This is a genomic window from Streptomyces sp. NPDC002994, from assembly GCF_040611155.1.
Lineage (GTDB): Bacteria > Actinomycetota > Actinomycetes > Streptomycetales > Streptomycetaceae > Streptomyces.
In genome coordinates this window covers 273679-295975 of the sequence record NZ_JBEXNQ010000005.1, presented here as the reverse complement: position 1 = coordinate 295975, position 22297 = coordinate 273679, and the positions used below count along the sequence as shown (strand labels likewise).

The following is a 22297-nucleotide window of genomic DNA, read 5'->3' as shown; positions in this document are numbered from 1 at the left end:
TGCCAGGAGCGGGTACGCCCGGCCATAAGTCACCCGGTCGGGCTAAGCCTCTTTCGTCAATACCCCTTACGAGGCAGGTCCTTCAGTGATGTCCGGCTGGGTCTTCGCCGGATTGTCGCGGGCGCCGAGGCGCAAATGCTCGATGTGGTAAACGGCTTCGTCGAGGAGCTGGGCGACGTGATTGTCGTACAGGCTGTAGACGATCCGGCGGCCCTGCCGGGCACCGGTGACCAAGCTCAGGGCGCGCAGCAGCCGCAGCTGGTGGGAGACCGCCGACTGTTCCATCCGGACCGCTTCGGCCAGCTCCGTCACGGCGCACGGGCTCTGGCGGAGCCGGGTCAGGATCATCAGCCGGGACGGCGTGGCCAGGGCCTGGAGCGTGGCGGCGATGGTGGCGGCGGCGTCCGCGTCGAGATGACCTGTGGGTGTGGCGCGTTCGTCGACTCCGTGTCCCATGCGGCCATCGTATCGGCGCGTTTCAGGGTCTATTAGTGAAGAGCTCTTCATGTGTTCCGCTATGGTGGGAGGGTTCGTCACCACGTCTGACCGAGAGGTGTCCCGCCATGGCTTCTCCCCTCCTCGACGACCGGCCCGCCGCTACGCGGTTGCTTGCCGCGCCGCCGGTGCCGTCGCGGCGTACGCGACTGCTCGCGCTGCCGGAGGTCCGGTGGGCCGGCCTGTCCGCCGTCGCCTTTCTGCTGGCCTTCCCGCTCGATCTGGCCGGGGTGTCGGCGTGGGTGTGGGGGCCGCTCTACGCGCTCTGTTACGTCGCGGGGGGCTGGGAGCCGGGGTGGGCCGGGCTGGTGGCGCTCAGGGGGTGGAGCCTCGATGTCGACCTGCTGATGGTGGTCGCCGCGATCGGGGCGGCGGCGATCGGGCAGTTCCTCGACGGGGGGCTTCTTATTGTCATTTTCGCTGTGTCCGGTGCGCTGGAGGCGCTGGCCACTCGGCGTACGGCCGACTCGGTGCGGGGGCTGCTGGATCTTGCTCCGGCTACGGCTGTGCGGCTGCGGCCGCGGGGTGCTGCTGCTGGGGAGGATGAGGAAGTGGTGGGGCTCGGGGAGCTGCGGGTCGGGGATCTGGTGCTCGTACGGCCCGGTGAGCGGTTGCCTGCCGACGGCACGGTGGTGGAGGGCGCCGGTGAGGTCGACCAGGCGACCATCACCGGGGAGCCGCTGCCGGTGAACAAGGAGCCGGGGGACGAGGTGTTCGCGGGCACCCTCAACGGCACGGGGGCGCTGCGGGTCCGGGTGGACAAGGACGCGTCCGAGTCGGTCATCGCGCGCATCGTGGGGATGGTCGAGGAGGCGAGCGAGACCAAGGCGCCGACGCAGTTGTTCATCGAGAAGGTCGAGCAGCGTTACTCGGTGGGTGTCGTCGTTGCCACGTTGGCGCTGTTCGGGGTGCCGCTCGCGTGGGGGGCGGACTTCACCTCGACGCTGCTGCGGGCCATGACCTTCATGATCGTCGCCTCGCCGTGCGCGGTGGTGCTGGCGACCATGCCGCCGCTGCTGTCCGCGATCGCCAACGCCGGGCGGCACGGGGTGCTGGTCAAGTCCGCGGTGGTCATGGAGCGGCTGGGTGGCGTTACGCGAGTGGCGCTGGACAAGACCGGCACGTTGACGGAGGGGGCGCCGCGGGTTGCGGAGGTTCGGGTGGCGTCTGGTGGGGGTGGTGGGCTGGGGGAGGCCGGGGTTCTGGCGTTGGCGGCGGCCGCCGAGCATTCGAGCGAGCATCCGCTGGCGCGGGCTGTGGTGGCGCTGGCGAAGGAACGTGGGTTGGGGATCGAATCGGCTGAGGACTTCTCCTCGGAGCCGGGGCGGGGGGTTCGGGCCGTTGTGGGTGGGCGGGAAGTGCGGGTGGGTAGCCCGCTGGCTCTGGTGGGGGTGGTGGGCGGCGAAGCCGGGTTGATGGTGGCTGAGGTGGAGGGGGCTGGGCGTACCGCTGTGGTGGTGTTGGTCGACGGGGTTCTGGTGGGGGTGCTCGGGGTTGAGGACCGGGTGCGGGTGGGGGCGGGCGAGGCGGTTGCCGCGCTCGGGCGGCTCACGGGGTCGGCGCCGGTGCTGCTGACCGGCGACAACGAACGCGCCGCCGTGAAGCTTGCCGGTGAGGTTGGCATTGCGGAGGTACGGGCGGGGCTGTTGCCGCAGGACAAGGCTGCCGCCGTACGGGAGTGGGAGGCGGCGGGGGAGAAGGTGCTGGTGGTCGGGGACGGGGTCAACGACGCGCCCGCGCTGGCGGCGGCGCACAGTGGCATCGCCATGGGGCGGGCGGGATCGGATCTGGCGCTGGAGACGGCTGACGCGGTGGTGGTGCGGGACGAGTTGGCGACGGTGCCTGTTGTTGTCGCGCTTTCTCGGCGTGCGCGGCGGCTGGTTGTGCAGAACCTCGTGATTGCGGGGTTCTGTATCGGGGCGCTGGTGATCTGGGATCTGGTGGGGCACCTGCCGTTGCCGCTGGGGGTTGCGGGGCATGAGGGGTCGACGGTGCTCGTCGGACTCAACGGCTTGCGTCTGCTGCGGGAGTCCGCTTGGCGGGGCGCGGTGCGGGACGCTGGCGCGGGCGGCGGGGGCTTTGGGGTCGGTGCCGCGCCGCGGCGTCTCCTCGGGCGCCGAACGTTCGGGTAGCGCGTTGTTTCTTCGGGCTCGTTGCGTTCGACGCCCTGCGGGGAGCGCCCCGGCACGTCCCCTCCTGGCACCGGGACGGGTTGCGGCGGGGCCGGGCGGGACCTGCGATGCGCGGCGACATTCAGCCCGTCCGGCGTTTGAGGACATGCCGGAGGGCGGCTCAGCCGGCCGCCGCCCTTGTGCGACGCCACCGGTCCGGGTGCTGACCGCTGACAGCGGTGCCGTTACGGTCGGGCGATGAGCCAAGTGGACAGCAGTGCGGTGGCCGTGACGCCTACCGTCCCGGAAGGCCGGTGGGGGTGGAGGCGGGGGCGTGTCCTTGCCTCGCTGGCCGTGGGGGTCGGCGGGCTGCTCGTTTTCCCTTCGGCCGTGCCTGACATGGCCGGCCGGCCGGGCAGTCTGCTGGAGACGTTCCTGCCGTGGCTCGGTCTGGCGGTCCCCGTCTTCTTGGTTCTGGCGATCGTGCGGCGATCGGCCGTCGCTCTAGTGGCTCTGTTGTTGCCCGTTGCCGCTTGGGTGAGTGGCTTCGGGGGGCTGCTGCTGCCGGCTGAGGACTCGGCGTACGACCTCACCGTGGTTCAGCACAATGTGAGTGACGAGAACGCTGATCCGGCGGGTACGGCACGGGCCCTGATGAAGGCTCGTCCTGGCCTCATCGCTCTCGAAGAGGTGACGGCCGGTGCGCTGGATGTCTATGCCGCGACGCTCGCCCCGGATTACCCCCACCACTTGGTGGTGGGGACTGTTGGGCTGTGGTCGAAGTATCCGCTGAACGGGGCGCGGCCGGTGGACATAAAGCCGGACGGGATCGTGGGGGCCTGGAAGCGTGGGCTGAGGGCGGAGGTCCGGGTGCCGGAGAAGGCGGCGGTCGCGGTGTACGTCGCCCACTTGCCCTCCGTGCGGTTGGGGGTGCGGGCCGGGTTCAGTTCCGGGTGGCGCGACGAGAGCGCCGCCCTGCTGGGTGCGGCCATCGCGGCCGAGCCGCTGGAGCGGGTGATCCTGCTCGGCGACCTCAACAGCACGGTGGACGACCGTGGGCTGGACCCGGTCGGCGCCCAGATGAACACGGTGGGCCCCGGCTTCGCCTTCAGCTGGCCCGCCTCCTTCCCCGTGGCCCGGATCGACCAGGTCATGACGCGGAGGGCAACCGTCACCGAGGTGTGGTCGCTGCCCGCGACGGGGAGCGACCACCTGCCCATTGCTGCCCGCATCAGGTGGTGATCACCACCCCCGTGACCCCGTTCGGGGTGTGAGGCCCCGGTCTAGGCCTCGGTCCGCTTCTCCAGGCGGCTGCCGCGCGGGAGTGTGAGGGACATGATGTTGCCGGGGGCGTCCAGTTCGATGCGGTGCCATCGCCCGCGCGGCACGATGACCGCGTTTCCGGCCGGCAGTCCTATCTCCTCCTCTTCGTCCTCCGGACGTTCCGGACGGAGGTAGAGGCGTATTCCTCCGGTGAGGCAGGAGACGAGTTCTTCCGCGTCGGGGTGGACCTCCCAGTGGTCGGCGTGGACGTCGGCGTCGGTCTCCACGTGGAAGGCCATGAGCTGCCAGCCGTCCCTGCCGGGATCGAACACAGGCTGCTCGGCGTGCATGTGGCCGCCTTGGCGAAGGTGGATGAAGGAGGCGAAGAGATCGATCGGGGTGACAGTCATTCCGAGACGTCCTTCCTGCGGTGATCTTCGGGGCGTCCGCGTCGACTTCACGCGGTGAGGGCGCGGCGCAGGGCTGCGCCGAGTTCGGCGAGCTGCCGCTGCGACACCTGGGCGGACAAGATCGCCTGCGAGCCGTGGAAGGTGCCGGGCCACTGGTGCAGCTCGACCGAGACGCCTGCCTGCATCAGGCGCAGTGCGTAGGCGATGCCTTCGTCGCGGAGCGGGTCGAACTCCGCGGTGGCGATGTAGGCGGGTGGCAGGCCGGACAGGTCGGTGGCCCGGGCCGGGGCGGCGTACGGCGTGGCGGGCGTGGAGCCCAGGTAGTGCCGCCACGATGCGGCGACTGCGTCGCGATTCATCCAGGGCGTATCGGTGAAGTTCTGCTGCGACCACGTTTCCTGCCGGTCGTCGAGCCCGGGCTGGCTCAGCAGCTGGAAACGGATCGGGGGCCCTTGCTGGTCGCGCGCCCGCAGGGCCACCGCGGCCGCCAGCCCCGCGCCGCAGCTGTGGCCTCCGACCGCTATCCGCTCCGGGTCGATGCCGAGCTCTGCTGCGTGCTCGGCCGTCCAGGTCAGCACCGCGTAGGCGTCGTCCAGGGCGGCCGGGAAACGATCCTCGGGGGCCAGGCGGTAGCCCACCGAGATCACCACCGCGCCGGAGCCTTCCGCGAGCCGGGTGGCCCATGGGCGATCGGTGTCCAGGTCGCCCGTCACCCATGCGCCGCCGTGCAGCCAGACGATGGTGCCGTGTGCCTGGTGCGGACGGTAGATCCGCACCGCCACGTCCGGATCGGCGGGCACCGTGCGGTCCTCGACCTCCATTCCGGCGGTTTCCGGTGTGGGCACCGTGGCGGCCAGCTCGGCGAGACGCTTGCGCTCGGCGACCGGTTCGGTCAGATCGGCCCGGGGGAACAACGGGACGAATACTTCGAGTTCGGGATCCATGACGGCCATCCTGACGTTCGCCGGCCCCGCGTTCGTCCGCCGTCCGTCGGGCATCTCGGCCGGATCACGCACCGATTGGCGCCTGCCCTCCTGTCGCGGAGGCCCTATCCTCTGGCCATGGAGGCACTGGCCGTACGGCTGTCGCACCTGGATTCCCAAGCCGAGGGGGCGATCCGGGTCGTCATGTTCTACGACACGCTGATGCGCCGACGGGTGGATCTCCCGGCGCTCGCCCGAGCCTCGGCGGGCCTGGCCGAGTGCGTGGCCGGGATCCGGCTCCACGGCACGGGGCGGACGATCCGCTTCTCGCCCGACGGCAGGGAAACGTCCACCCCGCCGCAATCCGCGTCCGCCACGACGCCGATCACCCTCGACGAGGAGGAGATCGGCACGGTGTGGCTGGAACGCCCCGGCTCGCTGCTCGGCCTCGACGAGCTGCTGCTGGACCGTCTCGCCATCGCAGCCGCGGGGGTCGTCGAGAGGTACGGACCGGCCCGTACCACCATGGCCGACCCCGCCCTCGTCGAGCTGGCGATCAGCTCCGACAGCGACGAGGCGGCCAGGGCTCGCGCGCTGCGGCTCCTGGGTTTCGCCGCCGACCTGCCGGTTCGCGTCGTCGCCGTTCGGTCGCAGCTTCCGCTCGACCGGATCGGCGGCCTGATCTGCCCGGCCCGCCCGGTGAAGGCCGCACTGCTGGCCGATACGGGCGTCCTCCTCGCGACCGCCGTGGACCCAGCCCGGTTTCCGACAGGCGTGCGCGCGGGCATCGGCGCCGCCGACAGCCCTGATCTGTCCTGGCGGGAGGCCCGTACCGCGCTCCGCTTCACCACCCCACGCCGACCAGTTGTCCCCTTCGACGGTCTGGGGGCGTTGGCGCTGCTCGCACAGGTACCCCAGGACGCCTCGCGCGCCAACGCCGACGTCGCCGCGATCGCCCGCATGGCCGACAACCCGGAAGATCTGGAGACGCTGGACGCCTATTGCGCCACCGGCTCCCTGCGCCGGGCCGCTGACCTTCTCCACCTGCACCACAGCAGCGTCGCCCGCCGACTCGACCAGATCGGAAAGACCCTGGGCATCGAACTCACCCAGCCCACTGGACTGATGCGGGCCGGGCTCGCCCTCACCGCATGGCGGCTGCTCAACGACTGAGGACCCGTGTCAATGGTGTGGGCCTTTCGACCTGATCGGATGGATTGTTCTGTTTGGGGGTGCGTGGGGCGGATTATGCGGAACGTGCGGTGGAGGATGAAGGCCCGCCGTCGTCTTCCGAGGCCAGAGGTGTGTCCATGGGGCTGTCCGTCACCGAAGTTGAACTGCCGCCGATCTTCTGTCCTTTGGAGTCGGCCATCCACCCCCGGGTCCGGGACATCGAGGCGCGGGCGGAGGAGTGGGTCCGGGCGAGTGGCATGGGTACGGATGAGGAGCTTGCCTGGGTCGTCGCCAGTCACAGCGCCGACTTCTTCGCCCGCTTCGCCCCCACGGCCGACGCGGACCGTGTGCTGGCCACGTCCCTGTGGGTGTACTGGGGCTTCGGCTTCGACGACGCGCGCTGCGACAACGGACCGCTCAGTACCGACCCCGGGGCATTCGGCGCCTTGGCCGGGCAGGTGCAGCGGGCAGTGGAGGCGCCGTCGGCCGTATCCGATGCGGAGCCGTCGTACATCCCGGCCTTGAAGGACATCGTCAACCGGTTCCGTGCCATGGGCGGGCCCGTGCAACTGCGTCGTTTCGCCATTGCTCACCGCGCCTGGCTCTCCGGAGTGACGTGGCAGATCGGCAACGCGGCGCGCGGGCACATGCCGGATCTGGACGAGTACGTCGCCATGCGGCTGCTGTCGGCCGGGGGCGAGCCGACGTTCGCCATGCTGGAGCTGGCCACGGGCCTGGAGGTGCCCGGCCGTGAGATGGACCGGCCGGTTGTCCGGGCGCTGACGGAGATGGCCATTCTGATCGCGGCGCTGGACAACGACCGGCATTCGCTGCGGAAGGAGCTGGCCCGCGGGCACACCGACCAGAACATTTATGGTGTGCTGATGCGGCACCAGGACCTGTCGCTGCAGGAGGCGGTCGACGCCGCGACCCGGCTGCGCGACCGGGTGATGCTCCGCTTCCTGGACGTGGCGGAGCGGGTACGTCCGCAGGGCGGTGTGGAGCTCCGGAGTTATCTGGACGGACTGCGGTACGGGGTCCGGGGCAACGCCGAGTGGGGACTGCGGGTGCCGCGCTATCTCAGTCTCGGCCACGTGCCCGGCGGTCTGGACGACACTCCGCTGGAGTGGGCGGAGCGGCCGGCGGACGACGACCGGTCTCCGCTGGGCCTGCCGACCGTGGCCTGGTGGTGGGACGAAGGTCTGCTGTACGGGTGAGTGGTTCTATCGGGGGCTGGCCAGAAGCAGCGTCCACCACCCTTGGCCGTTGTTGCCCTTGCTCACGCCGACGCCCACGTGCCGGAAGGCGCAGGTGAGCATCGCGTCGCGGTGCTTGGGGCTGTCCTTCCACAGGCCGAGGGCCGTTGCCGGGTCGGGCTTGGAGCGGGCGATGTTCTCGGCCACCCGGCGCCACCGGTATCCCTCGTCCGTGAGCCGGTCGCCCGGGCCGGACGCGTGCGCGCCGGTGTGGGAGAGGGACCCGGCGCGTGCCATGTAGTCGCTGTGCTGTTGGGCGGTCCTGGTCACGGCGCGGTGGGCCCGTACCTGCTTGCAGCCGTTACGGGCCCGCTCGCGGTTGAGGAGCCGGACGAGGGCCGTGCGGGCCTGTTGCACGGCGGGCGGCGTGGGCCTCTCGTGCTGCGGGCGGACCGCTGGTTTCGGGCGCGGTGGCCGGTGCTCCTGGCCCACGGCTGGAGGCCGCCACGTCGCCTGCCAGGTCGCCGGAAGCGGCGGTGGTGGCTGGAGGCGGTGTGTGGGCACTTTTTGCAGCGTGTACTGCGGGGGTGCCGGGGGCGGCGGGAAGGGATGGGCGGCCACCAAAGCCATCACGATCCAGGGCAGTTGTCTGCGCACGGTCGAGCTCTTTCTTATCTTCTATTGGCACTTGAAAGCACTTATTCACCTTCGAGGGAAGTAAGGAAGAAATTCCGTTCCCTTTCCGGTAGTTGTGTGCGGTAGCTATTAGAGTTTCACGCGTTCGTCCCCCCCACTTAAGGAATACCAATGGCCTTCTTCCGTCGCGCCGCGGCTGTATCTCTCGCTGCCGCCGCTCTGGTCGCCTTCGGCGCTGTGTCCGCTGCGTCCGCCGCACCCGCCGGGGCCCCCGCGTCCGTGTCCGACGGCCGCCACCCGTACCCCGGCGGCCACGGTGGGCCGATCCGCTTCGGACCGATCGTCATCCCGAGCGACGGCCAGTTCACCGGCGGCTTCGCCTGGGACACGTCCGGCAGCCGCCACGGTTAGGCGTCGTACGGCGGCGGCCCTCATCTCTTGAGGGTCGCCGCACTGGCTACCAGCACCGCCACGACACAGACCAGAATCAGCAGCGCGTCACGGACGAAGATGCCTGTCACTCCCGTGTGCCGCGCCGCTTCACCTGCCGCCTGGACGGCGTACGTCATCGGCATGACCTTGGCGAGCGCAGCCAGCGAGCCGTGCATCTCGTCCCTCGGTACGAACAGTCCACAGACCAGAAACTGCGGGAGCACCCCGGCCGGCAGGAATTGCACCGCCTGGAACTCATTGCGCGCGAACGCGCTCACCAAGAGGCCCAGCGCCAGGCCGAGCAGCGCGCCCAGCATGGCGATGACCATCAGGAGGTACGCCGGTCCCTTGATCTCCAGTCCGAGTGGACCGACCGCGAGGAGGGTGGAGAGGACCGCCTGGAGCAGGGCCAGGAAGGTGAAGGCCAGGCAGTAGCCGAGGACGATGTCCAACCGCCGTACGGGCAGGGTGAGCAGCCGCTCGGCGGTCCCTGATGTGCGTTCGCGCAGCGTGGACACCGAGCCGACCAGGTACATCACGATGACCGGGAAGATCCCGAACACCTGCGGGCCGATCCGGTCGAAGCTGCCGCCCGAGCGGTCGAACATCAGCTTCAGCAGCACCATCAGCATGCAGGGAATCACCAGCACCAGTGCCGTGCTGCCGCGATCGCGGGAGAACTGCTGCAGCACGCGGTGGGCCGTGGCGATCGTGATGCTGGGCGTGAACGGCAGCTGCCGGGCGGCGGCCGTCCTGGCCGGCGTGGTCATCGCAGCAGCTCCTGCGCGAAGAAGGAGGCGTGTGCGTCGGGCGGTACGTCGACCAGCATGGGGGCGGGGTCCGGTGCGGGTGCGGGTGTGCGTGCGGGCGTCGGTGTCGGCACCCGGCCGCCGGTGGACGGGGTCACCAGCCGCATGAAGGCACTCTCCACGCTCTCGCAGCCCGTGTGCGCCAGCAGCTCGTCGCGCTCGCAGGAGGCGAGCAGCTGACCGCCGCGCATGAGCAGCAGGCGGTCGCAGCGGTCGGCCTCGTCCATGACATGGCTCGATACGAGCAGGGTGGTCCCCTCGTCGGCCAGCCGCCGGAACACCGTCCACAGTTCTCTGCGTACGAGTGGATCGAGGCCCACTGTGGGTTCGTCCATCACCAGCAGGTCCGGCGTGCCCAGAAGGGCGACGGCGAGGGACACGCGCGAGTACTGGCCGCCCGACAGCCGGGCTACCGGCTGGTCGGCGTACTCCGCCAGGTCGACTTCTTTGACGACCCGTACGACGGCGTCCTCGCGGCGCCAGCCCCGCAGTCCCAGGGCGGCCGAGAAGTAGCGCAGGTTTTCCAGCACCGTGAGGTCGGAGTAGACGGACGGCGCCTGGGTCACGTACCCGACGCGCGAGCTGAGCGCGGCGGATCCGGCCGGGTGCCCCAGGACTTGTACGTGGCCCGCCGTGCTCTTCTGAATTCCGACCACGGAGCGCAGAAGTGTGGTTTTCCCACAGCCACTCGGACCGAGCAGTCCTACGATCGTTCCCCTGGGAACGGTGAAACTGATGTCGTCGAAAATGACCCGATGTCCCAGCGCGACGCTGAGTCCGTACACGTTGATGGCGGTTGGACCGAAGGCCGCTGGCCTTTTTGTGTGAATGTCGTCCCGCTTCAAGGATTCGTGTCCCGTGTTAGATGCTGCGAATGGCGCAAGGGCCACTGATTGAACGGTGACAGGCCCCGGCCGGTTACGCCGAATTTCAGTGGTCGCGATGGGTCAGCAGCATCGCGATGTCCTGCAACCGCCGGTACACGGCAGGTACGGGCTCGGCCCGCGCCAGCGCCCGCATCGCGGACGTCATCTGCCGCTTGGCCTCCAGCTCCGTCGCCTCGCGGCCGCCGGCCTGCTCGATGAGGTCGGTGGCCAGGGCGATGTCGGCTTCGCTCAGGAACTGCGGGCGGCTGTAGAGCGAGCGCAGCCGTTCACCCGCCTCGCCGGCGGCGGCCAGGGCCACGGCGACCGGCAGGGACTTCTTGCGCGCCGCCACATCCGCGCCCACCGGCTTTCCGCTGCGTTCCGTCCTGCCCCAGATGCCCAGTAGGTCGTCCACGCACTGGAACGCGACGCCCAGATGGCGGCCGAAGTCCCGCAGCCCGCTCACCCGCTCCTCGGGCACCCCGGCGAGCACCGCGCCCAGCGCGCAGGCGCAGCCCATCAGCGCTCCCGTCTTCCCGGCGGCCATGGCCAGGTAGTCGGTTGCCGGTACGCGGTCGGTGCCTTCAAAGGCGACGTCCTGGCTCTGGCCGCGCAGCAGGCCGTCGAGGGCCCAGGACAACTCCTTCACTGCGGAGGCCGAATGGGGGGTGGTGGACGCCGTCAGCGTCGACAGCGCGCTGATGAGCAGCGCGTCGCCCGCCAGCACGGCAGCGGGTGCGCCGTACACCGCCCAGGCGGCGGGCCTGTGCCGTCGAAGTCTGTCGGCGTCGATCACGTCGTCGTGGAGGAGTGAGAAATCGTGCACCAACTCGACCGCGACAGCGCCCGGGATGGCGCATTCGGCCGCCGCCCCTACCGCCATTGCCGAGAGGAAAACCAGCGCGGGCCGCACGGCCTTTCCCGCGCCCTCGCCCGTCGGTGCCGGCGTGGGGCTGCCGTCGGCCTCGTTCCAGCCCCGGTGATAACCGGTGATACGGCGTTCCGGCGCGGGCAGTTCTTCCACCGCCTTGCGCAATGCGGGGAGTACCAGTTCGCGGGCCCAGGAGAAGACCGCCGTTTTTTCCACACCGGCCTGGGGAGCGGGGGCAGGGCGGGGGAATGTCAGCAGTTCGTTAGGCACGCGCCCAGCTAACCGACATCGGGTGCGTCACACAGTGCGACCGGCCCTGGCGATCACGAGATCACTGGAAGAGGTGAGATGCGGACCAATTAATGATCGTCCGTAATTAGCCATGTGGGAGAGGGAGTTATTGGCCGGTGCCCTCTCCTTCGCCGCCTTCGTCGCGGCGGTCAGCGGCTGACGGCCGCGCAGATGGCCTTGCCGCCCTCCGGGGACGGGCTGACCGTGACGAAGCGGGACAGGAAGTTGACCAGGGTCAGGCCGTAACCGCCCTCGTAGCCGGTGATGTCCGGGTGGCGTGGGCGGGGGCGGGACGGGCTGGGGTCCTGCACGGTGATCTCCACCGTGTTCCGGCCCGCCACCAGTCGCAGCTTTGTGATGCCGCCTGCGTGCCTCAGCGCGTTCGTAACCAGCTCGGAGACCACCAGAACCACGTTGTCGGTGGTCTCCGGGGTGGGCGCCGGGGCCAGGCCGCAGAGGAACTCGCGAGCGGTGTCGCGCGCCTCGGCCGCCGTGTCCGGACGTGTGGTCCGTTCGGCGAGCCCGCGCCTTCGGCCGCAGGTTGTCTGCGTGCGGTTCATGTCGTTCACCCCCGATGAAATAGGAAGCCCTGCTCCGGTGACCCTGGGGCTTCTGCCCTGCTTTACCCAGAGCTAACTTCACGCCTTCCCTGCCGTGCGGTCGCGGCGTACAAATATGTGTCCCTCCGGTGAAACATCTGTGCGATCATCGCGGTCACCGAGGGCCCGGAGTGCTCCGGCCTCCATCTGACCGCTCCGGGGGGAACGGAATGTCTCAGCACCCGTGTACGGCCGCGAGAACCGCGTCGTACACCTCATTGCTGCTCGCGGTGTCGATCCTCGTCTCGCTGCTGCTGCCGACCGGCGCGGCCTGGGCGGCGTCCGCCAAGACCGCCGCAGCGGCGGCCGGCGATTGCGCTGTCCTTCCTCTTGCTCCCTTCGGGGACCCGGGATCCGCCGTGGGCAGGGCGACCGTCCCTGATGAGGGGAGTGCCTGCTTCACCTTCAGTGCCGACAGTCCCGGTCTGCACCGTGTGCTGCTGGACGACCAGCACAACGAGACGTATCTCCAGGTCTTCGACGGGGACGCTGAAGTGGCGTGCCGTGAGGGTGAGGGTGAGGGGTGGTGCGACTTGCCGCGCGCGGGGGCCTTCACGGTGAAGGCCGTCAATCGCGGGTGGGACGCGGAAGACGTCACCGTCGCTGTTGTTCCGCTCGCCACGAGCGTCGGGTGTGAGGCGGAGTCCGGTACGTCGTGGGACGGCGCGGTCGTCTCCGGCTCGGCGGTCGCCTCGACGGCGATTCTTTGCCACCCCTTCACAGCTGCGGCCGGGGAGCGGATCACTTCCGAGTTCACCATCGTCAAGTACGGGAGCCGTGAGTCGTGGATCAGCGACGAGAGTGGTGACCGGATCTGCCCGCGTTCCAACGAGGACGGCAGTGAGGGATGTGTGCTGCCCGGCGACGGGCCCTACCGGGTTCTGAGCCGCGTCACCGAGGTCGAGGGCGGCTTCCCGGCGGCGTACAGCCTGAAGGTACGCCGTCTTTCCGAACCGGTCGGCTGCGCGAGCGTTGCGTTGAACGCTTACAACTCCGCGCCGACGACCGCGGACCCGGCCACCGGCTGCAAGACCTTCAGCATCCCGGCCGCCGGGCGCTACGACGTGTACGAGGTGCGGTCCGGCTCGCGGTCCGCGCTCGCCGTGTACGACCGGGACGGGAAGACGGTCTGCCGTACGTCGCAGCAGCCGTGCAGCCTGCCTGCCGCCGGTGATTACACGGTGTTCACGGATCACGCGACCCTTGTTCTCGACCGCGCCGGCACGGCCGGCTGCGAGCCCGCCGAACTGGGCACGTACGAGGGCACCTTCGCGGTCTCGGGCGAGGTCGACTGCCTCACGCTGCCGCTTCCCGCAGGCGCCCGGATGGCCGCGCTGAAGGCCCTGAACGCGCCCGCGCCGCGACCCGAGGTCACCGTTGTCGACGCCGACGGGATCGGGCGGTGCGAGTGGGGCTCGCTCTCCGACGGTACGTGCGAGCTCACCGGAAAGGCTCCGTTCCGCGCATTGGCCTCAAGTGGCAGTGGGACCGGTTCGTACCGCCTCGCTCTGCACCGCACGGACGCGGAGAGCGGCTGCCTGGTCCTCCCGGCGGGCGATTTCACCAGTGCGAGCCCCTCGGCGCGGTTCAGCACGGGCGGCGGGGTCTTCTCGCACTGCCTGAGCATCCCGGCCGCCGACCACAGCGCGGTGGAAAACGTCCAGCTGAAGGCCCTCTCCGGCACGTCCCCCGCCCATGTGTCGGTCGTGGACGCGGCCGGCAAGCAGGCCTGCTGGGTCCGGACTTCCTGGAGCACCTGCTACCTCACCCCGGGTGTCGCGCACACCGTGCTGGTGACCGGTGGTGACGCCGAAGCCACGTACGCCCTCACCCGACGGGATGTGACGGGGACCGCGAAGGGCTGCACCGCCAACCCGGCCACTGCGGTGGGCGGTCCGTCCACGGGCGGCGCGATGGGGGCGCCGGGCGATCTGATCTGCCGCCAGGTGACCACCGCCGACGTCAAGGACAGCCTCCACCTCGACGTGCGCGACTCGCTCGGCACCGCGAACATCCTGGCGTTCGACGCGGAGGGCGAGGTCGTCTGCTCGAACCGCAACAGGGCGTGCGGGGCCACGGGTTCGACCCGCTACCAGGTCCTGCTCGCCGTCCCGTCCAGCCTGAAGGCGCCCGCCTCCTACCGCTTCGACGCGCTGCGCATCGCCACGGCCGCCGGTCCGGCCGCCGAGTGCGTGAAGGTCCCGAACGTCAGTTACGGGTACGGGCCGATCAGCGGCACGCTCAACGAGCAGCGCACCGCCGTCTGCGCGGCGCTTCCCACGGCGTACAACGACCGCTTCGACGTGGCGATCAGCGACACCGCCGGGGGCACGGAGACCGCGGTGCCCGCGCTGTACGGCAGTGGCAGCGGCAGCCTCATGAACGGGTGCACGCTGTACGTCCCCACCGGGTACGAATGCGCCGTGAACGGGTCGTACACGGCGGCCGGCAGCCCGAGCATCCTGCTCCTGGGGCTGCCCGAGAAGGCGTCGCAGACCGCGTACCGCGCGGAACTCACCTGTTGGTCCACCCTCTGCGGCACCGAGAAGGTCAGCGTCGCCGCCGTGACGCCCGCCACCGGAGTGAGCGGCGCCAAGGCCACCGTCAAGGTGACGGGGACCGCGCTGCACAAGGACGACAAGGTCCGGATCAGCCTCGCCGGCAAGACGCTGGTGGGCACCACCACCTCGGTGTCGGCCGACCGGAAGACCCTGACGGCCGTCCTGGACCTGACCGGGGCCGCGCCGGGCGACTGGAGCCTCAGCGTCCTCGCGCACAACGCGGGGCAGTACCTGCGCGGCACCTTCAGCGTGACGCCGGCGCCGGTGAAGAACACTGTGGCGCCGAAGATCGGTGGCACGGTGAAGGTCGGGGCCAAGGTCACCGCCGGGACGGGGACGTGGACGCCTGCGCCGACGTCGTACGGCTACCAGTGGAAGGCCGACGGCACGGCGATCTCGGGGGCCACCGGGTCGGTGTACACGGTCCCGGCCTCGTTGCTGGGCAAGAAGCTCACGGTTACGGTTACCGCCCGCCGCACGGGGCACCCGAGTGGTGCTGCTACCACCGCCGCCGTCACGGTCGCCAAGGGCAGTGCCCCCAAGGTCACCACGGCACCGGCGATCTCGGGCACGGCCAAGGTGGGGCGTACGCTCAAGGCCGCCCACGGCACCTGGACGCCCGCCCCGACGTCGTACGGCTACCAGTGGTACGCGAACGGTACGGCGATCACGGGCGCGACCACGTCCTCGCTGGTCCTCAAGTCCGCCCAGGCCGGCAAGAAGATCACCGTGAAGGTCACCGCGCGCCGCACCGGCCACACCAGCGGAACCGCCCTCAGCAAGCCGACGTCGGCGGTCGCCCGCTGAGTCCGTTACCTCATTCGGGGGACTCCGCGGTCGTTCCGGGGCCGGGCTCCGGGGTTTCGGCATTGCTGGGTGCGGGGGACATCCAGGCCATGCCGATGAGTACCGCCGCCAGGAAGGCGATCGCACCGGCGATCGCGCTCGCCACGCGAGGGCGGCGGCGTACGAACACCCGGGTGCTCGGCCGCTGGATCGGCGGCGCCGCGCGGCGGCGGGACGCCGGGCGCGGGGTGCCCGTGGACGGCAGCGAGTACGTCGTCGTGGCCTGCGGCGGCGGACCGCTCACCGGGGGCGTCGGGGGGAGCGGCTGGGAGTGGCCCCGCCAGGAGTCCTGGCGGAACCAGTCGGCGGCCTGTTGGGCCGTGGGGCGGTCTTCCGGCTGCTTGGCGAGCAGGCCGAGGAGGTACGCCTCGAAGGGGGCGGGTACGTCGACGCCGAGGTTCCGCGGCGGTACGGGCGCGGCGTCCACATGCTGGTACAGCGTGCCGGTGGCGGTGTCGGCCTGGAACGGCGGGCGGCCGGCGAGCAGTTGGTAGAGCACGCAGCCGAGGGAGTACATGTCGGAGGCCGGGCCCGCGGGTCTGCCCAGCGCGCGCTCCGGGGCCAGGTAGAGGCTGGTGCCCACGATCTGGCCGGCGGTGGTGAGCGCGGTGGCGGGGTCGTCGACGAACTGGGCGATGCCGAAGTCCGCGATCTTGACCGTTCCGTCGTGACTCGTCATCAGGTTGCCGGGCTTGATGTCGCGGTGCACGACGCCCTGGCGGTGGGCCGCGGCGAGGCCGGCGGCTGCCTGAGCGGCGATGTTGGCGACCCGCTCGGCGCGCAACGCCCCTTCGGAGACGAGGGTCTGAGCCAGGCTCGTTCCCTCGACGAGTTCCATGACGAGGTAGAAGCGGTCGTCCCAGGCCCCGAAGTCGAACACCGCCACTAGGTGAGGGTGACTCAGCCGGGCGGCGGTCTGGGCCTCCAGGCGGAATCGGGCCGCTGCTGACGCGTCGGCACCGTTGCCGAGCAGCAGCTTGACGGCGACTGGCCGGCCCAGCACCTCGTCCGTGGCCCGCCAGACCTCGCCCATCCCGCCCCGCCCGATGGGTGTGTCCAGCCGGTATCTGTCCGCCACCAGCACTTGCGCACCAACCCCGATTCACTGTGACAATCTCAAGGCTGCTGAACCTACTTCACCCCGTTGTCGCCCCTTCCGGTGAGGGCGGCAGTTACGGTACGGGGCTCGTCCCCGCGCGAGCCTTCGCGGGTATGGCGGGCTTCGCGGCGAGAATCCCGCTATGAACGCATTTGATCTTGGGCTGTCGCTGCCTGTGCGGCAGGCTTTTCGCCGTTCCGGCGCTCTGCTGCTGACCGTACTCATGGTGCTCACCGGCCTCTCGCTCTCGGCCGGGTCCGCCTGGGCCGACGCCGCGAGCGGTTCGGCGTACAGGACGGCCGTCGTCGGGGCGCCGGCCCCCGCCGTCGAGCCGTGCACCAGCAGCGATCCCGTCGTCTGCCGAATCCGGGAGATGAGCCCCGCCGAGCGTGCCGAGGCGCGGGAGGTGCGGATCCGCTACCACCAACTGCTCGACCGGATGGAGCAGACGGCCGCCGACATGCGCGCCGACGGCCGCGACGACGAGGAGATCGCGCGGCGGCTGGTGGACCTGCGCAACGAGGCCAAGGACATCACCCGGGCCGGTATGTCCGAGGAGGCGGTCGCGGCGCTGGAGGCGCGCAATATGGAGAAGTACGGCAACCCGCTGGGGCCGACGGCCGATCAGCAGTACGCCAGGTACGGCAGTTGGGCCAAGGTCATCGACGCCGCGACCCGCAGCAACGCCGCCATCGACCGGGAACTCGGGCTGGAGCCTCGCCACTGATGTACGTCATAGCTCTGCAGGATTACGACCACCACGGCCGGGTGTGGGCACTGGACCCCTTGACGGGGGCTTCGGCGCCGGCATCCGGCCGTTGCCATGGGTTCGTCCGGCTGCCCGGGGGTGAGGGTGGGCAGGCCGCTGCCCTGTACGCCGACGCCGGGAAGCTGTGGCTGCAGTACGGGGAGCATCGCTGGGACTGCGAGACGGTTGTGGTGCGCCATGCCCGGCGGCCGGACGGGGCGCACGTGTTCACCGTCCTCGGCGGCGAGGGCACGGAACTGGAGGTGCGCTGCCCGGCTCCGGACCCCGGGCCGTTCGATCCGACGTACGACTGGATTGACACAGTCGCCGACGATTTCTTCCTCTGGGTGGCCGGCCAACTCGCGGAGAGGGAAGGCCGCAGGGCTCTTCTCGAGCACTTCCTGACCGGCTTCGATCCCGTGTGAGGGCCGTGGAGGTTCAGGCGAACAGGAAGGCTGTGGTGGTGGCCGCGCCCAAGGCCGCTCCCGCCACGGTCTGGGCGACGGTGTGGTAGCGGAGGGCGACGCGGGACCAGCAGACGGCGGCGGTCATGGCGTAGGCGAGCAGCCACCAGCGGGAGTGCACGACGGCGAGCAGTGCCACGACGGCCGACGCGACCGCCGAGTCCACCGAGATCTTCCAGGCGGTGTTCACGGTGAGGAGCAGGACGGTCATCGCCCAGAGGCCGAGCATCGCGAAGAGTATGCCGGTGGGGGCCTGTGCGAGGAGCATGACGAGCGAACCGGCGCCTACGGAGCCGAGAATCACGAAGAAGATCGGGGCCCGCTTGGTGCGGTCGACGACGTGCCGGTCGCCCCACGTTCCGCGCTTGCGCTCCCATTCGATGTAGCCGGCGGGGACGATGCCCGCGCACAGCGCGCCGAGCAGGCCCCACAGCAGCCCGGTCCAGTCGCCGGCGGCGGCAAGCCCGATGCCGGTCATGCCCGCCAGCAGGACGTTGCGGGGCTGGAGGACGTTGGTGACGGTACGGGCTGTTGTGGTCGTGCGGGGGTTCACGCGCTTGTCTCCATGGGGCGGTGGTCGTCTGGTGACGTCATCGAACCGTAAGCACTTCGGCCGCCGTTCTCCCGGCCCGGTGGATCTACATTCGAAGCCGAATCCCGAACCCCTGGAGCCGACATGCGTGCCCGCTCGTTCCTTCCGGCCGTCCTGGCCGCCGCTGTGCTCACCGTGACCGGGTGCGGCTCCGGCTCCGGCTCCGGCTCCGGCTCCGACAAGGGGGCTGGTTCCTCGTCGCCGGCACCTGCTTCCGGCCCGGCGTCGTCGGGCGCGGGTGCCACCGGTTCCGCGGACGTGCCCGAGGTGCTGCGCTTCACCGGCACCACCGTCGACGGCAAGCCCTTCGACGCGGCCACACTCGCCGGGAAGCCCACCGTGCTGTGGTTCTGGGCGCCCTGGTGCCCCAAGTGCCGCGCCCAGGCCGGCGAGACCACGAAGGTCGCCGCCGACTTCGCCGGCAAGGCGAACGTGGTGGGGGTGGCCGGGCTCGACAAGAACCCGGCCATGCGTGACTTCGTATCGTCCACGGACAGTGACTCCTTTCCGCATGTGGCCGACGAGGCCGGTGACGTCTGGAAGCGGTTCGAGATCACCGAGCAGAGCGTGTACGTCGTCCTCGACAAGGACGGCAAGACCGCCTTCACCGGCGTGCTTCCCGGCGGCAAGGGGCTCGCCGACAAGGTCGCGAAGCTCACCGGCTGACCCGCGATGTTCGCCGACCTGCCCCTTGCCCTCGCCCTGACCGCGGGGATGCTCGCCGCCGTCAACCCGTGCGGGTTCGCGCTCCTGCCGGCCTACCTCTCGATCCTGGTCCTCGGCGGTGACTCGCCCACCAGGGCTGTCGCGGTCGGCCGCGCGCTGACCGCCACCGCCGCCGTCACGGCCGGCTTCGCCACGCTCTTCGGGGTCTTCGGACTCGCCGTACTGCCCGTCGCGGGGCAGGTGCAGCAGCATCTGCCCTGGTTCACCGTCGTTTTCGGGGTGGTCCTCGCCGGGGGCGGGGCGTGGCTGCTGGCGGGGCGTCAGCTCCCCGCTCTGGCGCCGAAACTGCGGCGTGCGCCCAAGGTGACGCGGAATGTGCCCTCGATGGCGCTGTTCGGCATGGCGTACGCGACCGCGTCCCTGGGCTGCACCATCGCCCCGTTCCTCGCCATCGTCGTGTCCGCGTTCCGCGGCGGGTCCACTGTGAACGGTGTGGCGCTGTTCGCGGCGTACACCGCGGGCATGGGGCTGATCGTCGGCGCGGCGTCCTTGACCATCGCGCTCACGCGCTCGACCGCTGTCTCGCGGCTGCGCCGCTTCGGGGCGTTCGCGCCCAGGATCGGCGGCGGGCTGCTGCTGCTCGTCGGGGCGTACGTCGCGTACTACGGCTGGTACGAGATCCGCGTGCTGCGCGGTGAACTGGTCACGGATCCCGTCGTGGACGGGGCCGGCGCCGTACAGCGGAACATCGCCGAGGCGCTGGACGGCGCCGGGATACTGGCGGTCGCCGGCGCGTTCGCCGTACTGCTGGCCGGTGCTCTGGCGCTGCGTCACCGCCGTCGCCGCAGCGTCGGCTGAGGTCGGTTCTCGCGGTCAGCGGGGGGTGGGTGGGCGGCGGCGGGCGGTGACGGACACGCGGTCGAGGGCGTTGGCGAGCGCTACGGTCATGATGACGTGGGCGAGGTTTCGCGGGCCGAGGAAGGGCTCGGCTTCGTGACTTCAGGGCGAGGCTGAGCGTATAGATGCCACCGGCCGCGGCGAGCACGGTGAAGACGGAGGGCCAGAGCTTCGTGAAGCCCTTGGTGGCGTTGGTGCCGAGGGCGAAGGCGATCTCGAAGACGATGGCGATCGCGAGGTAGATCCAGGCCATGGCTTGTTCCTTAGGAGTGGAGGGACGGGGTGGGGGCGATAGCGGGGCTCGGGGTGGGGGTCAGGCGGTCGGCGAGCTTGAGGCCGAGGACGCCGCCGATGATGAGTACGAACGCGAGGACCTTGCCGACGCCGAGGTCCTCGTCGAAGATCAGCGTGCCGAACGTGACCGTGCCGACCGTGCCGATGCCCGTCCAGACGGTGTAACCGACGCCGACGTCGAGCGACTTCAGCGCCAGGCTGAGGAAGAAGATCCCGCCGGCCGCCGCGGCGGCGGTCAGCAGTGACGGCCAGAGCTTGGTGAAGCTGGGTGGGTGTGCTGGAGATCGTTAGTGACCACCCAAAGGTCCTTCGGCGACCCGTCCGGAACAATGCCGATCTGCGGAACGATCGATTACCCAGGCTCACCACCAGGGGCGGGTGTTGTCCCGTGAACCTTTCTGGCGTCACCGGGCAACAAGGGGTGACACGCTCACCCGCCGTCCCCTAGGAGCCGACGTGACCGGACCACCGGCCACCACCGACGACGCCGAAGTCGTCGCCCAGTCGCTGGAGCAGCCGGAGATCTTCGCCGGCCTCTACGACCGCTACGCAGCCGACATCCACCGTTACGCCGCCCGCCGCCTCGGGGAGGGCGCGGCGGACGACATCACTGCGGAGACGTTCCTCATCGCGTTCCGCAGCCGCCGCCGGTACGACACCGCACGCGGCAACGCCAGGCCCTGGCTGTACGGCATCGCCGCGAACCTCATCGGCAAGCAGCGGCGCGGCGAGGAACGGGCGCTGCGCGCCATGGCCCGTACCGGCGACGACCCGGTCGCCGCCTCCTGGAGCGAGCGCTGCGACGAACGGATCGCCGCGCAGGCGCCGCTGGCCGGCGCGCTCGCCGGTCTTTCGTCCGGCGACCGGCACGTCCTGCTGCTCGTCGCCTGGGCCGACCTCGGCTACCAGGAGGTCGCCGAAGCCCTGCACATCCCGCTGGGCACCGTGCGTTCCCGGCTCAACCGTGCCCGCCGCAAGGTCCGCGAGGCGCTCAGCGCCGACCCCGCTTTCGTCAAGTCCGACGTCATGGAGCTGAACCCGTCATGGACGAAATGACCCAGCTGCGCGCGATGCGCGCCGACGCCCCCACCCCCGACCGCGCCGCACTCGCCCCGGGCCGTCAGCGGCTCACCGAAGCTCTCGCCGGGGGCCGTCGGTCCCGCCGCCTGCGCGCCGACTGGCGCATCGCCTCCGTCGGCGCGGCGGCGGCGATCACCGCTGCGGCCCTGCTGGGCACCCAGCTCGTCGGCGCGTCCGCGCCCGATCCCGCCGGGCCCGCGGCGTCGGGCGTACTGAGCCTCGGCAGCCCGGCCGAGGTACTGAACCGGGCCGCTGATCACCTGGAGCGGCAGCAGGCCGCTCCGGAGCCCCGCGCCGACCAGTGGATCTACACGCGGACGGTGCTCGGCAAACAGGCTGGGGGGAAGGATTTCGGCGGATTTGCCACGGGTGAGGTCACGTACGAACCGGACTCCTGGCTGCCGTACGACAATCCCGCCGCCGAGGACGGGAAGGACGACGACGAATACTCGGCCCGCGAGATCTACCGGGCCGCTGCCGCCCTGCCCGACGATCCGGCGCGGCTGCTGGAGAAGGTGCGCGCGTTCTACCCGACGGGCACCGGAAAGAACGGGCCTCCCGAGGACGAGGCCCGGCACAGTTTCCGCGCGCTGGGTGCGGTGATCGAGTCCTACCCGCTGCCGCCGGACGCGCTTGCCCGGCTGTACCGGGCGATGGCCACCGTTCCCGGCGTACAGGTGACGGACCATCTGGTACGGGACGCCGCCGGCCGCGAGGCCATCGCGATCACCCGCGACGAAGGCGGCGAGTCGCACATGCGCCGGGAGTTCCTCATCGACCCGCGCGGATACGGCTACCTGGGCATGCGTGACGTGGCCGCCGAGGACTACACGTACACCCTGCAGATGCCCGACGGGGTCACCATGGGCGACGGGAAAAAGGACCCGAGCCAGAAGTTCAAGGCCGGGGACATCCTCTACAGCGTGGCCCGGACGAAGGCCGCGGTGGTCGACGCGGAGGGGCTGACGTCGTGAG

Annotated in this window: 22 protein-coding genes and 2 pseudogenes; 12 read left to right on the top strand and 12 right to left on the bottom strand. The window is 70.5% G+C overall.

Translation table 11 applies throughout. From position 1 onward, the window contains the following. Nucleotides 1-66: 66 nt before the first annotated feature. Entirely contained in the window at nt 67-456 is a 390-nt protein-coding gene (locus ABZX79_RS08710; RefSeq protein WP_355253578.1) for a metalloregulator ArsR/SmtB family transcription factor, read from the bottom strand. A 107-nt stretch (nt 457-563) separates the two neighbouring features. Here ABZX79_RS08710 and ABZX79_RS08705 point away from each other — a divergent pair, with 107 nt between their 5' ends. Next, nucleotides 564-2627, top strand: coding sequence for a heavy metal translocating P-type ATPase (locus ABZX79_RS08705; protein ID WP_355253576.1), 2064 nt, complete (start codon nt 564-566; stop codon nt 2625-2627). Nucleotides 2628-2864: 237 nt separating this feature from the next. Further along, the gene (locus ABZX79_RS08700; protein ID WP_355253574.1) at nt 2865-3848 is read left to right on the top strand and encodes an endonuclease/exonuclease/phosphatase family protein; all 984 of its coding nucleotides are present in this window, start codon (nt 2865-2867) and stop codon (nt 3846-3848) included. 41 nt (nt 3849-3889) lie between these two features. Here the strand turns inward: ABZX79_RS08700 and ABZX79_RS08695 are convergent, their stop codons facing one another. Together ABZX79_RS08695 and ABZX79_RS08690 are read right to left on the bottom strand one after the other, a co-directional pair. Next, the gene (locus ABZX79_RS08695) at nt 3890-4279 is read right to left on the bottom strand and encodes a cupin (protein ID WP_355253572.1); all 390 of its coding nucleotides are present in this window, start codon (nt 4277-4279) and stop codon (nt 3890-3892) included. 47 nt (nt 4280-4326) lie between these two features. Further along, nucleotides 4327-5223, bottom strand: a complete 897-nt coding sequence (locus tag ABZX79_RS08690) for an alpha/beta hydrolase (RefSeq protein ID WP_355253570.1) — start codon at nt 5221-5223, stop codon at nt 4327-4329. A gap of 117 nt (nt 5224-5340) precedes the next feature. Between ABZX79_RS08690 and ABZX79_RS08685 the strand changes: the two genes are divergently transcribed. Then, entirely contained in the window at nt 5341-6375 is a 1035-nt protein-coding gene (locus tag ABZX79_RS08685) for a helix-turn-helix domain-containing protein (protein ID WP_355253568.1), read from the top strand. Nucleotides 6376-6512: 137 nt separating this feature from the next. Beyond that, complete coding sequence (locus ABZX79_RS08680) at nt 6513-7592, top strand: hypothetical protein (protein ID WP_355253566.1); 1080 nt, start codon at nt 6513-6515, stop codon at nt 7590-7592. A gap of 6 nt (nt 7593-7598) precedes the next feature. Here the strand turns inward: ABZX79_RS08680 and ABZX79_RS08675 are convergent, their stop codons facing one another. Then, the gene (locus ABZX79_RS08675) at nt 7599-7988 is read right to left on the bottom strand and encodes a CAP domain-containing protein (RefSeq protein WP_355253564.1); all 390 of its coding nucleotides are present in this window, start codon (nt 7986-7988) and stop codon (nt 7599-7601) included. A gap of 390 nt (nt 7989-8378) precedes the next feature. Between ABZX79_RS08675 and ABZX79_RS08670 the strand changes: the two genes are divergently transcribed. Further along, nucleotides 8379-8618 (top strand): hypothetical protein, encoded by a 240-nt coding sequence (locus tag ABZX79_RS08670; RefSeq protein ID WP_355253562.1) that lies wholly within the window; start codon nt 8379-8381, stop codon nt 8616-8618. Between the two features lie 20 nt (nt 8619-8638). Here the strand turns inward: ABZX79_RS08670 and ABZX79_RS08665 are convergent, their stop codons facing one another. From ABZX79_RS08665 to ABZX79_RS08650, 4 genes are all read right to left on the bottom strand, one after another. Then, nucleotides 8639-9409 (bottom strand): ABC transporter permease, encoded by a 771-nt coding sequence (locus ABZX79_RS08665; RefSeq protein ID WP_355253560.1) that lies wholly within the window; start codon nt 9407-9409, stop codon nt 8639-8641. Next, nucleotides 9406-10239 (bottom strand): ABC transporter ATP-binding protein, encoded by an 834-nt coding sequence (locus ABZX79_RS08660; RefSeq protein WP_355253729.1) that lies wholly within the window; start codon nt 10237-10239, stop codon nt 9406-9408. Before ABZX79_RS08660 ends, ABZX79_RS08665 begins: the two co-directional genes overlap by 4 nt. 139 nt (nt 10240-10378) lie before the next feature. Beyond that, complete coding sequence (locus ABZX79_RS08655) at nt 10379-11455, bottom strand: polyprenyl synthetase family protein (RefSeq protein ID WP_355253558.1); 1077 nt, start codon at nt 11453-11455, stop codon at nt 10379-10381. Between the two features lie 170 nt (nt 11456-11625). Continuing rightward, a complete protein-coding gene (locus ABZX79_RS08650) occupies nt 11626-12036 on the bottom strand; it encodes an ATP-binding protein (protein WP_355253556.1) in 411 nt (136 codons plus the stop codon). A gap of 209 nt (nt 12037-12245) precedes the next feature. Here ABZX79_RS08650 and ABZX79_RS08645 point away from each other — a divergent pair, with 209 nt between their 5' ends. Further along, nucleotides 12246-15443, top strand: coding sequence for a hypothetical protein (locus tag ABZX79_RS08645; protein ID WP_355253554.1), 3198 nt, complete (start codon nt 12246-12248; stop codon nt 15441-15443). A 10-nt stretch (nt 15444-15453) separates the two neighbouring features. On the opposite strand, the gene ABZX79_RS08640 is transcribed toward ABZX79_RS08645, so the two are convergent. Further along, on the bottom strand, nt 15454-16515 hold the full coding sequence (locus ABZX79_RS08640; protein WP_355253727.1) for a serine/threonine-protein kinase: 1062 nt from the start codon (nt 16513-16515) through the stop codon (nt 15454-15456). A gap of 208 nt (nt 16516-16723) precedes the next feature. Between ABZX79_RS08640 and ABZX79_RS08635 the strand changes: the two genes are divergently transcribed. Together ABZX79_RS08635 and ABZX79_RS08630 are read left to right on the top strand one after the other, a co-directional pair. Further along, nucleotides 16724-17308 (top strand): hypothetical protein, encoded by a 585-nt coding sequence (locus tag ABZX79_RS08635; RefSeq protein WP_355253552.1) that lies wholly within the window; start codon nt 16724-16726, stop codon nt 17306-17308. After that, a complete protein-coding gene (locus ABZX79_RS08630) occupies nt 17308-17754 on the top strand; it encodes a hypothetical protein (RefSeq protein WP_355253550.1) in 447 nt (148 codons plus the stop codon). Before ABZX79_RS08635 ends, ABZX79_RS08630 begins: the two co-directional genes overlap by 1 nt. Nucleotides 17755-17767: 13 nt before the next feature. Here ABZX79_RS08630 and ABZX79_RS08625 read toward each other — a convergent pair whose 3' ends face one another. Next, nucleotides 17768-18346: a hypothetical protein gene (locus ABZX79_RS08625; protein ID WP_355253548.1), complete on the bottom strand. Its 579-nt coding sequence runs from the start codon at nt 18344-18346 to the stop codon at nt 17768-17770. 123 nt (nt 18347-18469) lie between these two features. On the opposite strand from ABZX79_RS08625, the gene ABZX79_RS08620 reads away from it, so the two are divergent. Together ABZX79_RS08620 and ABZX79_RS08615 are read left to right on the top strand one after the other, a co-directional pair. Then, nucleotides 18470-19051, top strand: a complete 582-nt coding sequence (locus tag ABZX79_RS08620; RefSeq protein ID WP_355253546.1) for a redoxin domain-containing protein — start codon at nt 18470-18472, stop codon at nt 19049-19051. A 6-nt stretch (nt 19052-19057) separates the two neighbouring features. Continuing rightward, nucleotides 19058-19909 (top strand): cytochrome c biogenesis protein CcdA, encoded by an 852-nt coding sequence (locus ABZX79_RS08615; RefSeq protein ID WP_355253544.1) that lies wholly within the window; start codon nt 19058-19060, stop codon nt 19907-19909. Nucleotides 19910-20051: 142 nt separating this feature from the next. Here the strand turns inward: ABZX79_RS08615 and ABZX79_RS08610 are convergent. Beyond that, a pseudogene (locus tag ABZX79_RS08610) lies at nt 20052-20201 on the bottom strand (SMR family transporter); the annotation flags it as partial. Between the two features lie 10 nt (nt 20202-20211). Next, nucleotides 20212-20493: pseudogene (locus tag ABZX79_RS08605) on the bottom strand (multidrug efflux SMR transporter); the annotation flags it as partial. Nucleotides 20494-20698: 205 nt separating this feature from the next. Between ABZX79_RS08605 and ABZX79_RS08600 the strand changes: the two are divergent. Further along, nucleotides 20699-21298 carry a sigma-70 family RNA polymerase sigma factor gene (locus tag ABZX79_RS08600; protein WP_355253542.1) on the top strand — a complete coding sequence of 200 codons (600 nt, stop codon included), beginning with the start codon at nt 20699-20701 and terminating at the stop codon, nt 21296-21298. After that, nucleotides 21286-22296 carry a CU044_5270 family protein gene (locus ABZX79_RS08595; RefSeq protein ID WP_355253540.1) on the top strand — a complete coding sequence of 337 codons (1011 nt, stop codon included), beginning with the start codon at nt 21286-21288 and terminating at the stop codon, nt 22294-22296. The genes ABZX79_RS08600 and ABZX79_RS08595 overlap by 13 nt, the downstream gene beginning before the upstream one ends. The last annotated feature ends 1 nt before the right edge of the window (nt 22297 follow it).